The 13,239-nt window shown below is 71.4% G+C and carries 12 protein-coding genes; 6 read left to right on the top strand and 6 right to left on the bottom strand.

The annotated features are described in order from the left end of the window. Positions 1 to 125: 125 nt before the first annotated feature. On the bottom strand, positions 126 to 947 hold the full coding sequence (locus ACY34J_RS18805; protein ID WP_462727631.1) for a tyrosine-protein phosphatase: 822 nt from the start codon (positions 945 to 947) through the stop codon (positions 126 to 128). 218 nt (positions 948 to 1,165) lie between these two features. On the opposite strand from ACY34J_RS18805, the gene ACY34J_RS18810 reads away from it, so the two are divergent. After that, positions 1,166 to 1,957 carry an SGNH/GDSL hydrolase family protein gene (locus ACY34J_RS18810; RefSeq protein WP_462727632.1) on the top strand — a complete coding sequence of 264 codons (792 nt, stop codon included), beginning with the start codon at positions 1,166 to 1,168 and terminating at the stop codon, positions 1,955 to 1,957. A gap of 404 nt (positions 1,958 to 2,361) precedes the next feature. On the opposite strand, the gene ACY34J_RS18815 is transcribed toward ACY34J_RS18810, so the two are convergent. After that, positions 2,362 to 2,832 (bottom strand): ATP-binding protein, encoded by a 471-nt coding sequence (locus ACY34J_RS18815; RefSeq protein WP_462727633.1) that lies wholly within the window; start codon positions 2,830 to 2,832, stop codon positions 2,362 to 2,364. Positions 2,833 to 3,010: 178 nt separating this feature from the next. On the opposite strand from ACY34J_RS18815, the gene ACY34J_RS18820 reads away from it, so the two are divergent. Genes ACY34J_RS18820 through ACY34J_RS18830 form a run of 3 tightly spaced genes read left to right on the top strand, consistent with a single transcriptional unit; the run spans position 3,011 to position 4,912 of the window. Continuing rightward, a complete protein-coding gene (locus ACY34J_RS18820) occupies positions 3,011 to 3,835 on the top strand; it encodes a helix-turn-helix domain-containing protein (RefSeq protein ID WP_462727685.1) in 825 nt (274 codons plus the stop codon). Between the two features lie 3 nt (positions 3,836 to 3,838). After that, positions 3,839 to 4,075 (top strand): DUF397 domain-containing protein, encoded by a 237-nt coding sequence (locus ACY34J_RS18825; RefSeq protein ID WP_462727634.1) that lies wholly within the window; start codon positions 3,839 to 3,841, stop codon positions 4,073 to 4,075. A gap of 18 nt (positions 4,076 to 4,093) precedes the next feature. Next, complete coding sequence (locus tag ACY34J_RS18830) at positions 4,094 to 4,912, top strand: SAM-dependent methyltransferase (RefSeq protein ID WP_462727635.1); 819 nt, start codon at positions 4,094 to 4,096, stop codon at positions 4,910 to 4,912. A 63-nt stretch (positions 4,913 to 4,975) separates the two neighbouring features. On the opposite strand, the gene ACY34J_RS18835 is transcribed toward ACY34J_RS18830, so the two are convergent. Beyond that, positions 4,976 to 5,593, bottom strand: a complete 618-nt coding sequence (locus tag ACY34J_RS18835; RefSeq protein ID WP_462727636.1) for a TetR/AcrR family transcriptional regulator — start codon at positions 5,591 to 5,593, stop codon at positions 4,976 to 4,978. Positions 5,594 to 5,765: 172 nt separating this feature from the next. Here ACY34J_RS18835 and ACY34J_RS18840 point away from each other — a divergent pair, with 172 nt between their 5' ends. After that, positions 5,766 to 7,403 carry an APC family permease gene (locus ACY34J_RS18840; protein ID WP_462727637.1) on the top strand — a complete coding sequence of 546 codons (1,638 nt, stop codon included), beginning with the start codon at positions 5,766 to 5,768 and terminating at the stop codon, positions 7,401 to 7,403. 105 nt (positions 7,404 to 7,508) lie between these two features. Here ACY34J_RS18840 and ACY34J_RS18845 read toward each other — a convergent pair whose 3' ends face one another. The 3 genes from ACY34J_RS18845 to ACY34J_RS18855 all read right to left on the bottom strand — a co-directional run bounded on the left by ACY34J_RS18845 (position 7,509) and on the right by ACY34J_RS18855 (position 11,474). Further along, positions 7,509 to 8,396, bottom strand: a complete 888-nt coding sequence (locus ACY34J_RS18845) for a hypothetical protein (RefSeq protein WP_462727638.1) — start codon at positions 8,394 to 8,396, stop codon at positions 7,509 to 7,511. A gap of 577 nt (positions 8,397 to 8,973) precedes the next feature. After that, positions 8,974 to 9,825: a hypothetical protein gene (locus ACY34J_RS18850; RefSeq protein ID WP_462727639.1), complete on the bottom strand. Its 852-nt coding sequence runs from the start codon at positions 9,823 to 9,825 to the stop codon at positions 8,974 to 8,976. A 470-nt stretch (positions 9,826 to 10,295) separates the two neighbouring features. Further along, on the bottom strand, positions 10,296 to 11,474 hold the full coding sequence (locus ACY34J_RS18855; RefSeq protein WP_462727640.1) for a Glu/Leu/Phe/Val dehydrogenase dimerization domain-containing protein: 1,179 nt from the start codon (positions 11,472 to 11,474) through the stop codon (positions 10,296 to 10,298). A gap of 577 nt (positions 11,475 to 12,051) precedes the next feature. Between ACY34J_RS18855 and ACY34J_RS18860 the strand changes: the two genes are divergently transcribed. Beyond that, positions 12,052 to 13,239, top strand: coding sequence for an MBL fold metallo-hydrolase (locus ACY34J_RS18860; protein WP_462727641.1), 1,188 nt, complete (start codon positions 12,052 to 12,054; stop codon positions 13,237 to 13,239).

The raw sequence follows: 13,239 nt of genomic DNA on the forward strand, positions 1-13,239 counted from the left end.
CGACGCGGCACCAGGGGCCCCGGGGCCACTGGGCCCCCGCCAGGCGGTAGTTCCCCCGGGCCTTGACCGGGAGCCGCGGCGAAGCCAGATCCCCCCTCAGGGGGCGGCGGCGCGCAGGAGTGGCCTCAGGCCCCGTCCAGGAGGCGTTCGCGCAGGCGCTCGCGGTGGGCGGGGGAGAACTTCAGCCCCTCGCTCACGTAGGCGTCCACCGTCCCCCAGGTCTCCTCGATGGCGGAGAAGGCCGCCGCCAGATACTCCGCGCGGGCGTCGAAAAGCGGCGCCAGCAGCTCCCTGACCTCGGGCGACATCTCGGCCTCGGACTGGTCGCCGCGGCGCACCCGGTAGCGCCGATGGGCGGCATTGCTCGCCAGGTAGTCGGCTTCGATCGCATCCCACTCGACCCCCAGCACCACCAGCGTCAGGGCGATCGACAGGCCCGCCCGGTCCTTGCCGGCCGCGCAGTGCACCAGCGCCGGGATGCTGTCCTCGGTGAGGGCGTGCAGCACCCGGCTGTGCTCGGCGGTCCGCGCCCGGACGATGTACCGGTACGTGGCGGCCATCCGGTCCGCGGCCTTGCCGTCGGCGAGTGCGCTGCGCAGCTGCTCGACATCGCCGTCGCGGACCATCTTCCAGAACTTCGCACCGTGCGCCGGGTCGGTGAGCGGAAGGCTCACATGCCGCACACCGGGCAGGGACACATCCGGGCCCTCGAGCGCGACATCGGCGGAGTTGCGGAAGTCGAAGATGGTGTGCAGGCCGAGGGAGCCGAGGAATGCGGCGTCCTCGGGGGTCGCGTGCGCCAGATGCCCGCTGCGGAAGAGGACGCCGTGCCGTACGCGCCTGCCGTCCACGGTCGGCAGCCCGCCGACGTCCCGGAAGTTGCGCACCTCCGCCAGCTTGGGCTCTTCGGTCGATGGGACCTGTGGGACCTGCGGCGTCTGCGTCACGGGCGCTCTCCTGGCTGTCGGCCGTCGCTACGGCTGCCGGCGGTGGGGACCTCCACGACGATACGACATGGATTCCTGGGGCAATCAGTTCGGCTGCGAGCCCCTGTTCTCCCGTGTCGGCTCGAGTGCGGCCCGATCCGGCGGTGGTCAATATCACGCCCCGTCAACCCTTGGTTACGGTGGCGTAGGTCACTTCGTGCGGTGAATCATGTGGTGCCGTGGCAGACGATTCGACATCAGACATCAGTGGCGCTATCGGGTCGTACACCGCTGTCGGTGACAGCTTCACCGAGGGGGTCGGTGACCCTGGGCCCGACGGCACGTTCATCGGCTGGGCCGACCGGCTCGCCGTTCTCCTTTCCGACCAGCGGCCAGGCCGCGACTTCCGCTATGCCAACCTCGCCGTACGCGGGCGGCTGCTCGACCGGATCGTCGCCGAACAGGTGCCGCGTGCCAAGGAACTCGGCGCGGATCTGGTGAGCTTCTGTGCCGGCGGTAACGACATCCTCCGGCCGGGCAGTGACCCGGACGATGTGGCCGAGCGTTTCGAGGCGGCAGTCGCCGACCTGGCGAGCGCCGTCGGCACGGTCATGGTCTGCACCGGTTTCGACACCCGGGGCGTGCCCGTGCTCCGGCACCTGCGCGGGAAGATCGCCACCTACACCGCGCACGTACGGGCCATCGCCGACCGGTACGGCTGCCCGGTGCTCGATCTGTGGTCGCTGCGCTCCGTCCAGGACCGGCGGGCCTGGGACGCCGACCGGCTGCACCTCTCACCCGACGGGCACACCAGGGTCGCCCTGCGCGCCGCTCAGGTGCTGGGCATCCCGGTGCCTGCCGACCCCGACCAGCCCTGGCCGCCGCAGCCGGAGCGGGCCCCGGCCGAGGTGCGGCGGGACAACATCCAGTGGGCGCGCGAGCACTTGGTGCCGTGGATCGGGCGGCGGCTGCGGGGTGAGTCCTCGGGGGACCACGTCGAACCCAAGCGTCCGGATCTGCTTCCGCTCTAGGCTCCGGTCCAAGGTGCCGGCGACGGTGCCCGGAGCGGTCGCCGCGCGGCGATAAGTGCGTGTCCCGCGCTGCCGGATGCGGCGGATGGTGTCGTCCTCGCAGAAGACCCGAAGCGGGGGGGGACCCGCGCAGGCGTCGTACACGTCCCCCGCTCGCGCTGCTCGGCCGTTGTGTCACGGCAGCCCGCACGGCCTGTCTTCGGCCGGCTCAAGACCGGCGCCGGTAGCCCCGGCACTGCGACGATTCCACGGCACGAAACGGCGATTTCGGCTCCAGTGGCCGCCGATTCCCTACGAGTCCGCCCTCCCCACCCTTCGAAGGGCGGAAGGGCGGCTGGTAACCGACGCGAAGCGTCGGACCCTGCGCCGGGGTGCGAGAAGGGACCTCGGGGGCAGGCTCCGGGTCAGTACTCCTCGCCGGAGGCGGACTCGTACCGCAACTCCGCCCAGACGACATGCCCGCAGCCGTCCTCGCCGGGCCGCACTCCCCACTCCTCCGACAGGACGTCGACCAGCAGCAGTCCCCGTCCGCCCTCCCCGTCGGGGTCGGCGGGCCCGGGGCGCAGCTGTGTCGTCGCGCTGCCCTCGTCTGTCACTTCCAGCCGTAATCTCCCCGTCTCCGCCAGCAGCGCGCAGACCACCTTCCCGCTGTCGGTGTGCCGCACGGCATTGGTGAAGAGTTCGGAGACCACCAACTCCGCGCTGTCGCGCGCCTCTCCGTCGACGCCCCACGTCAGCAGCAGTGCCACGACGTGTCGTCGTGCCTCGGCGACGGACGCGCCGTCCGCCGGCAGCTGGAACGTGTCCTGATGGCGCGGCGCGGCAGCGAGGCCGCCGCAGTGCGCTAAGCCAAGAGCGTCAGGGGAGGTAGCCACTCGGTAACTATGCGCCCGTTACCGACTCATGGCAAGGTTCATTCTGCAAATTGCAGAGTCACAGGAACAGCCTGTCGGCTGAGCTGACGTCATGACACACTGCCGTCAAACGGCGGCAGTTGGAGGGGAACCGGTAGTGGTGGAGACGCGATCCGGCGGCGCACCGACCGTTCTGCGCATGGTGCTCGGCAAGCGGCTGCACGATCTTCGGCAGAAGGCGGGGCTGTCGTACGAGGACGCCGCCCAGGCCCTCGATGTCACCCACGCGACCATCCGCAGGATGGAGAAGGCTGAGGTCAGCCTCAAACTCCCGTACGTCGAGAAGCTGCTGCAGACCTACGGCGTCACCGACGAGGACGAGCTCGAGGGGTTCCTCGACCTCGCCAAGAAAGGGAACCGGCCGGGCTGGTGGCACCGCTTCCGTGACGTACTGCCGGACTGGTTCAGCGCGTTCGTCAGCCTCGAGGGCGAGGCGAACCTCATCCGCGCCTACGAGCCGCACTACGTCCCCGGGCTGCTCCAGACCGAGGACTACGCCCGCGCCGTGCTGCGCGCGGGAATGCCGCATGAGCCCGAGGACCAGATCGAGCGCAACGTCGCCCTCCGCTTGGAGCGCCAGGCGCTGCTGGACCGTGCCGAACCGCCCCTGCTGTGGGTGGTCATGGACGAGACCGTGCTGCGCCGGCCCATCGGCGGACCCGAGGTCATGCGAGCTCAGATCGACCGGCTGACCGACGCCCTGTCGGTGCCGAACGTCAGACTCCAGGTCATGCCGTTCGCCGCGGGCCCGCACCCGGCGATGTACGGGCCCTTCTACATCTTCCGGTTCCCGATCCAGGAACTGCCGGACATCGCGTACACCGAGAGCCTGATCGGCGCCGTGTACTTCGACCAGCGCGATGACGTATCCGGCTTCCTGGAGGCCCTGGACCGGATGTGCGCGCAGGCCGCGCCTGCACACACCACCCAGGCCATCCTGAGTGGCATTCGCAAGGAGATCTGATCCATGGATCGCATTTACAACGGCATGCCGGCCACCGACCTGGGGACGGAGGGCTGGCACAAGCCGTGGAGCGGCGGCAACGGGGGAAGCTGCGTCGAGGCCATGAAGCTGAGCGATGGCCGTGTGGCGCTGCGCCAGTCCACCGACCCGGACGGGCCCGCCCTCATCTACAGCCACCACGAGATCGAAACGTTCATCAAGGGCGCGAAGGCCGGCGAGGCCGACTTCCTGCTCGCCTGACCAGCAATGAGCATCGAAATGGAGCACCCTGTGACCGACCACGGCTTCCCCGCCCACGAGATAGACACCAGCCGGCCGCACCCGGCCCGGATGTACGACTACTACCTGGGCGGCCGCGACAACTACCAGGTGGACCGCGAGGCCGCCGAGCGCGTCATCGCGATGGTCCCCGACGCCCGCCCGAGCGCCCGGGCGAACCGTAACTTCATGGAGCGGGCGGTACGTACGGTGGTGGGGAGCGGCATCCGCCAGATCATCGACATCGGCAGCGGCTTCCCCACCTCCCCCAACCCCCATGAGCTGGCCTGGGAGACCGACCCCGAGGTGCGGGTGGCCTATGTCGACAACGACCCGATCGTCGCCACCCACGCGGGGGCGCGGCTGCCGAACACCGGCAACGTCGGGTTCGCCTTCGCCGACGCCCGCAAGCCCCGCGAGATCCTCGACCACCCCGTCGTACGCGACCTCATCGCCTTCGACGAGCCGGTGGCCCTGCTGCTCGTCGCGATCTTGCACTTCGTCTCCGACGAGGAGGACCCGGCCGGCATCGTCGCCACCCTGAGCGAGGCGCTGCCGAAGGGCAGCCATCTGGTGCTGAGCCACGGGACAGCCGACTTTCACCAGCACATCGACAGCGACGGCACCGAGCTCTACAAGGGCGCCACGGCGATGCTCACCGCGCGCTCGCACGGCGAGATCATCCCGTTCTTCGACGGGTACGAGCTGCTGGAGCCGGGGCTGGTGCAGGTACCGCTGTGGCGCCCGGACGGCCGGCTGCCTGACGTCGAGAACCTTCGCCAGGTTGCCTTCTACGGCGGGGTGGGCGTCAAGCAGTGAGTGCGGCCGATGCCGCGGGCGGCCGCCCGCGGCATCGGCCATACGGTGAGCGCGGCGCGGCTGTCAGCGGGACGCTGTCAGCGCCGTGCGCTCCAGGCCCAGTTCGTGCGCGAGGGCGTCGTCCACCCATGCCTCCATCTGCCGGCGGCTCAGCGCACCGGGGAAGGCCGTCATCTGCACCGCCAGCCCGTCCAGCAGCGCGGTCAGCCGCCAGGCCGCGGTCCGCGGATCGGGGCAGACGTACTCGCCCGCGGCCGCGCCTTCCGCGATGACCTCGGCGAGAGCCAATTTCCACTGCCGGTCCAGGCCCAGCGTCACCTCCCGCAGCACCGGTTCGCGCAGCGACGCGGCCCAGCCCTCCATCCAGAGCTTCCAGCCCTTCGCCTGCCCGGTGGGGGAGTACCAGCGCACCGCGGCGCGCAGCCGGCGCACCGCGCTGCCGCGCCGGCCGAGCAGGGTGCGCAGCCGCGCCAGATCCGCCTGCGCCGCGTGTTCGAACGCCGCCGCGACCAGCTTCTCCTTCGTCGAGAAGTGGTACAGCACCAGGGCGTTGCTCACGCCCAGCGCGGCCGCCACGTCGGCGATGCGCAGCGCCGCGACACCGCGCACCTCGATCTGCTCGACTGCCGCACGCAGCAGCTCCTCGCGCCGCTGCTCGACGCTCAATCGGACTCTTGCCACAGCGTCACCCTACACACGCGCGGCGGCCTGCCGATCCGGCCCGGTCACGAGCTGCTGTCCGGACTATTGACACCCCTGTGTGGCGAGGGCCACAGTCGATCACTACTAACTGTGCGTTCAGTAAGTAATGCCCGGCGCCCGCCCGGTAGTGACGCCCGTAGGAGAACTCCCCGTGACTGAAGCACCTCCTCGTTCCCCGGCACCCCAAGCGCCCGACCTCTCCCAGGGCTGGGGTGAACAGCGTGGCCGGCTCCACAAGGACCTGCGCCGCTTCGACGTCCTGTTCTTCCTCATCTGCACGCTCGTCGGCCTCGACACCATCGGATCCGTCGCGGCCCAGGGCCCGCAAGGGCTGACCTGGATGGCCATCCTGGCCCTCGCCTTCTTCCTCCCCTACGGGCTGCTCGTCGCCGAACTCGGCGCCGCCTTCCCCGTCCAGGGCGGACCGTATGTGTGGACCCGTCTCGCCTTCGGCCGGGCGACCGCCGGCCTCAACCAGGTCCTGTACTGGATCTCCAACCCCGTCTGGCTGGGCGGAAGTCTGTGCATCCTGGCCCTGACCACCTGGGAGGAGTTCTTCACGCCCCTGCCCGGCCTGTGGAAGTACGCCGCCGGACTGGCCTTCATCTGGGCCACCGCCCTCGCCGTCGTGCTGAACGTTCGGGTCGGCAAGTGGATCCCCACCGCCGGGGCCATCGCCCGGATCATCCTGCTGAGCTTCTTCCTCGTCTCCGTGGTCGTCTTCGCGGTCCAGCACGGCGTCCATCCGCTGCCCGCCGGGAAGTTCACCCCCACCTACGCCGGCTTCATCGCCCTCGTCCCCGTGCTGATCTTCAACTACGTCGGCTTCGAACTGCCCAGCTCCGCCGCCGAGGAGATGAAGAACCCCAAGCGCGACATCCCGCTGTCCATCCTGCGCTCCGGCTTCGCCGCCTTCTTCCTCTACGGCGGCCCGATCCTGGGCATCCTCTTCGTCCTCCCGAGCGACAAGATCGGCAGCCTCGGCGGCTTCATCGACGCCTGCAAGGCGGTCTTCACCGTCTACGGCGGCCACATCGCCGCCGACGGCACCGTGACCCTCACCGGCGCGGGCTCCGTCCTCGGCGGCGTCGCGGCGGCCGGCCTCATCGTCGGGCTGCTGACCAGCGCCGTGACCTGGTCGATGGGCGCCGACCGGGCTCAGGCCGTCGCTTGCGCGGATGGCGCGGGGCCCGCCTGGCTGGGCACGATCTCCAAGCGGTACGGCACGCCGGTACGGGTGAACCTGCTGTCCACCGTCATGGCTTCGGCCCTCTTGGTGATCGCGCTCAACCTCACCGGCGGCAACGGAGAGAAGTACTTCACGGCCGGGCTCGGCCTGGCGATCTCCACGACGTTCATCTCGTACGCCATCACCTTCCCGAGCCTGGTGGCGCTGCGCCGCAAGTATCCGCGGGCGCCGCGCCCGTACCGGGTGCCGGGCGGCCAGGCAGGGGCCTGGCTGGTCACGGCGCTTGCCACCGGGCTGGTCGCGTTCACGGTGGTGGTGCTGATCTGGCCGGGCTTCGGGGTCGGCTGGTTCGGTACGGAGGGCTCCGCCGCGGACTCCCTGCCGGAGAGCTTCGCGGGCCAGCGCCTGCAGTACACCCTGAGCCAGATCGTGCCGCTGCTGCTCTTCCTCGGCATCGGGCTGGCGTTCTACGCACTCGGCGCCCCGGCCCGCCGGCGTGCGGTGGCGGCGGAGGCGCAGACGCAGGCCGACGGTACGGGGGATCGCGGCGATGCGGACGTGCCGGGCTCTCGTAACGCCGCGGTCATTCCGGACGTCTGATCCCGCGGATGCCTTGCGTACGGCGCCCCGCCGTCTGCTTGTCACAGGCGGCGGGGCGCTGCTGTCGGCGGCCGAACGCGGTCATCGCGTTGGGCCCGGCGTTGGCTAATACCAGATGACGAGGTAGCCGTCGCCGCCTGCCGTTCCGTCTTCGCCGGCCGCCCCGCCACTCACGGTGGAGATCAGGGGACCGCCTTCGCCGCCGTTGCCGCCGATTGTTCTGCCTGGGCGCTGGGCGATGATGCCGTCGACGGCGGCACCGCCGGTTCCGGGGGACAAGACGCCCCGTCCCGGTACTCCGCTGTCGCCGCGTCGGTCCAGACCGCCGGGGGCGCCGGGGCTGCAGGTGTTACCGAAGCCGCCGACGCCGCCGCCGCCGGCGAGGCCATTGGTCCCGTTCGCCCCACCAGCGCCGTTTTGCCCGCCACCGCCTCCGTGCGCGGTGATCAACGGGGTGTTGGCCGGACTCTTCAGCTGTGTCGAGGTACCGGGATCGCCGGGTTGGCCGTCGTCGCCGGTGTGATCACCCACAGCGGTGGCGGGGCCGCCGTCGCCGCCTGCTCCGCCCTCGCCCACGGTCACCGTGTACGTCGTGCCTGGGGTGAGGTTGAGCTTGCACCAGACGAAGCCGCCCGCTCCGCCCCCGCCGCCGGCGCCACCGAAGCCCTCGAAGTCCGGCGGATCGAGGGTGCCCTGGGCAGCGCCGCCGCCCCCGCCTCCGCCTCCGCCGCCCCATGCCTGGACGAACACCTCGGAGACGGGGGGAGTGAAGGTCCCGTTGTTGAGGAAGGCCGTGAGGCCGTGCTGGGGGATGGCAGTCGTCTTCTGGGCGGTGGCCTGTGCGGTGGGAGCGAACGCGAGGCCGCCGAGGGCGGCGCCTGCGGTCATGGTCGCCAAGCAGGCGCGGTAGGTCAGACGCCGCTTGCGTGCGGCGCCCGCCCGCCGGGCACTGCCTGGCAGGTTGTCTTCGGGCACGGAGTTCTGGAGATGCATGTTCGACGATCCTTCCGGGAGTCGTGGGGGCGGTCCGCCGGGGACTGGCGTGGGAGTACCGCAGAGAGGGTGTGCGGACGATGCCGCCCGCAGGCTCATCACACCGTCCCGCGCAGGAGTTCGCACGTCACGCGCGCGATGCTTGAGCCAGGTGGGCGCATGAACTTCAGGCAAGCGATGACCCGTTGGGAGGCGCGGCCGGTGGCTGTGGCCGTCACGGCAATCGCACCCGGCGGCGGCACATGGGGTCTCTGCCCGCTCCGGGTCTCGGCGCCCTGGTTCAACCACGTACTGGCGGCGCGCCTCGTGCGGGCGGGGAAAAGGGGCGGCGGCGAGCGGTTTTCGAGGCGTCGGGAAGCACGGGCATGCTTGGCGCCACGACCACCAACCGGTCAGGCAGAGGAGGGGGATTGGCGGCGCCGATGCCGTACGAGACAGCAGCCGGCGCCGCCATTGGTGACATGTGACGCTACAGGCGCGGCCCTCGCACACAGCAACCCCGCCACCTGCTTGTCGCAGTGGGCGGGGCGCTGCTGCTAGCGGCCGAGCGCGGTCCCCGATACCGCGTCAGGCCGGGTTACCAGTAGATGACGACGTAGCCGTTCCCGCCGGGCTGGCCCCCATCGCCGGCTTCGCCGTTGACGGTCGGAATGTTGTTGCCGCCCTCGCCGCCGTTGCCGCCGAGCGATCGGCCAGGGCGCTGCTGGATGATGCCGTCGACGGCGGGACCGCCCGTTCCGCCGTCGCCGCCGTCCAGCCCGTTGTTGCCGAACCGGTCCAGAGCCGCGGGCGGGCCGTCGCAGAAGTTGGTGGTGGTGCCGATACCCCCAGCACCTCCGCCACCGTCCGCAGGGGGGATGACGGTGGCCCCGCCACCGGCGGCACCGCCGTTACTGCCGCCCGCCTGGACGATGGTGTTGGTGAGAGACAGATTCTTGATCCAGGTGGCGGTTCCCGGGTCGCCGGGCTGCCCAGCTTGCCCGTCGACGTTAGTGGTGTCGCCGCCCGGGCCGCCCGTGCCGCCCGCGCCGCCGGTGCCCACATTCACCGCGTATGTGGTTCCCGGGGTAAGGGTGATCTTGCACCAGACGAAACCGCCCGAGGCGCCTCCGCCTCCGGTGCCACCGTGGCCGGTGATGCCGGTGAGCGCGCCGCCGCCACCGCCGCCGCCTCCGCCGCCGCCGCCCCAGGCCTGGACGAACACCTCGGAGACGGGGGGAGTGAAGGTCCCGTTGTTGAGGAACGCCGTAAGGCCGTGCTGGGGGATGGCAGTCGTCTTCTGGGCGGTGGCCTGTGCGGTGGGAGCGAACGCGAGACCGCCGAGGGCGGCGCCTGCGGTCATGGTCGCCAAGCAGGTCCGGAAAACCAGACGCCGCTTGCGAGAGGCACCCGAGCCCTTGCCCTCGGGAGCCGAATTCTGAAGGTGCATAATCGACGATTCCTTCCTTAGCGCGGTGTACCCACCGGGGACAGGGGTGGGACCACCGCGAAATTGACGTGCGGACGATGCTGTCCGCGGGCTCATCAGACTGTCCCGGGCACGTCTTCGCACGCCGAAAAGATCACGTTTGCCCCACGTGGGGCATGATCGACCCCGAAAGGGGGAGAGCCATCGGTCCAAATGGAGGCAACGGCCGGTGGCACATGACCTGCGCGTGTGCGTCAGTGCGCCACGAGGCCACCGCTCCTCGGCACCTGGTCGTCAGCGATGCCCTTTGACCAGGGCGGCGCCATCGCGCGGGCGAAGGTGAAGGATTCGCGACCGCTGGTTCCCGGGATGCGTGCATGCGGGCGCCGGCCCGCCGGAGAGCGGCGACCCGGCGCACCCGCAGCTGCCGTATCTGCGCGAGGGCGTCCGGGCCGGTGCCGTACGGACTCGCTCCCGCTCAGCGAGGGGCCTCACCGGTGCTGGCCGAAGCGCTCCGTGATGACCGGCAGCCGGTCGGCGACGATCGCGTGTGCGGCGGCGCGCGGCGTGCTGCCGTCTGCCTCGGCCCGCGTCAGCACCTGGTCGATCAGCGCCCGCATCGACCGCCGGATGTGGGCGAACGCCTCCTCCGCATCGGCGCCGATGTCCCCGAACAGCGTCCACCACCACCACGCGTTCGTACCGGAGTTGACCACGACGTCCGGCAGGACGGTGACACCGCGCGCCGCGAGCAGCTCCTCGGCCTCGGGCAGCACGGGCATGTTGGCCGCCTCGGCCACCCAACCGGCCCGGATGGACCGCTGGTTGGCGGTGTCGATGCAGTACGAGACCGCGGCCGGGACCAGCACCTCGGCCTCGGTCTCCAGCCATGCCGTGCCGGGGAGCTCGGTGTCCGACGGGCGCAGCGCTGACCGCTCCACGGCGCCGTAACCGTCGCGGGCGGCCAGCAGTGCCTCGACGTCCAGGCCGTCCGGGTTGGCGATCGTCCCTTTGACGTCCGCGACGGCGACCACCGTCAGGCCCGCGCGGACCAGGAAGCGGGCGGTCGCCCCGCCCATCGTGCCGAGCCCTTGGACCGCGACCCGCGTCCCCGCGTACGCCACCCCGGCCCGGTCGAGCGCGGCCAGCACCGACTCGGCGACTCCGCAGCCGCCGACCAGCTCGTCCAGACCCATGCCGTCCACCTCGACGGCGAACGCGTCGGCGAGCCGCTGCCGTGCCGCCTGCTCGTCGTCCAGCAGCGGATACACGGCCTGTATGGAGGAGACCAGCCCGGCCTCGGCAGTGGCCCGGTCGACCCGGTCCTGAGTGAGCCCCAGGTCCTCGCCGGTGGTCCAGAAGTGCTCGATGTACGGCCGCATGGCGCGCAGATACCGGACGAGTACGCCGTACGCCTCCGGGTCCTGCGGGTCGCAGTCGATGCCGCCCTTCGCGCCGCCCAGCGGGATGTAGCGGGCGTCCGGGTCGTAGTGCAGGGCTTCCTTCATCGTCATGCCGCGGGCGAGCCCGGCGACCTCGGTCAGGGTGCAGCCCGCGCGCATCCGCAGGCCCCCGCTGCACACGCCGCGTACCAGCCGGTCGATGACGAGGAAGCCCTGGCGGCCGGTGACGAGGTCGGTCCAGGTGGTGGTCAGCAGCGGGGTGGACACCGGGCTGTCTCCTCGCAGGTCGGTGATGCGGCGTGGCCAGGAGGGGTGCGGGCACCGGCCGCGGAACAGCAGCTTGCAACTGAATGCTCGGTCAGTATCCGAGGGAGCGGAACCACCTGTCAACGGGGCCGCTGACTGAATCGTCATTCAGTAGGTCCCGGTGGGAGAGACCATGGGGGCATGAACGGTGAGCTGTTCCCGCGCGCCAGGAGCGAGGCCGCCCCCGGGGGCAGTGACAAGGGGGGCAGCCGACCCGGTCACGGTTCGCTGTGAGCGCCGCCGGCCGCCGCTTCGCGCCGTGCGGCGAGGTGCGCCCACGGGCGGCACCGGCCTTCGCTCACCGTGGTGACACCCGTCGCGTCATAGCGGGAAGTCGACAGCGACCACGCGGGCCTGCGGGGGCTGCTCGGCGGGTAGCCGAGCGGCGCGTCTTCCCGCGCCCACGGTGACGGCACCGGGGCCTGCCCGCTCCCCGCAACCCGGAGGCCGGGGTGGCACACCGCCGCTCATAATGGTGCACAGGAGCGCCGCCGAACCCCCGGCGCCCGCTCCCCGCCATCCTCACCCTGGAGGTGCCGTGCCCGGATCCCGCCCCCGACCCTCCCGACTGGCCTCGCTGCGGCCCGCGTCCTTCGGCGCCGACCCGGCCGGGGAGCGGCTGGAGCGCATCCGGCAGTCCCCCAACTTCGTCGACGGGCAGTTCCGCAACCCGGTCCCCACCCGCACCATGCTCCCCGGGTCCGCCCTGCCCCTGCTCCGCTCCCAGCTGGCCCGGGACGACCGGCTGCGCAGGATGCCCGCCGCCCCCATCCCCGTGCACCGGCCGACCGCCGCGGACTGGGGCGAGCCGCCGGCCTCCGGGCTGCGGCTGACCTGGATGGGGCACTCCAGCGTGCTCGCGGAGATCGACGGCCACCGGGTGCTGTTCGACCCGGTGTGGGGCGAGCGCTGTTCGCCCTTCACCTTCGCCGGTCCGCGCCGTCTGCACCCCGCTCCGCTGCCGCTGACCGAACTCGACCCGGTGGTCGTCGTGGTCATCTCCCACGACCACTACGACCACCTCGATATGCCCTCCGTCCAGGCCCTGGCCCGTACGGGCACCCGCTTCGCGGTACCGCTCGGGGTCGGCGCCGACCTCGAGCACTGGGGCGTCGCGCCGGAGCGGATCGTCGAGCTTGACTGGCACGAGTCGACGCAGGTCGGGGACCTGACGCTGACCGCGACGCCGGCGCGGCACTTCTGCGGACGCGGGCTGCGCGGCGGCATGCCCACCCTGTGGGCCTCCTGGGTGGTGGCCGGGCCCGTACACCGGATCTTCCACAGCGGCGACACCGGCTACTTCCCCGGCTTCGCCGACATCGGCGCCCAGTACGGGCCGTTCGACGCGACGATGATCCAGATCGGCGCCTACAGCGAGTTCTGGCCCGAGATCCATATGACGCCGGAGGAAGGCCTGCTGACGCACACCGATCTGTCCGGTGGCACGCCGGCCGGGACCCTGCTGCCGATCCACTGGGGCACCTTCAACCTTGCCCCGCACCCGTGGGCCGAGCCCGCGGAGCGCACCGTGGCGGCGGCCCGGGACGCCGCGGCGAAGGTCGCCGTGCCCCGCCCGGGCATGCCGTTCGAGCCCGCGGACGACCACGTCGTCGACCACTGGTGGCGGGCGGTCGCCGTACCGCCGCCGCACGGCTGGCCGAGGCTGCCGGCGGAACAGGCCGTACCGGACACCGGGGCGACCGCCGCCACATCCGACCGGGCTTAG

Source organism: Streptomyces sp. HSS9-12 (genome assembly GCF_054963655.1).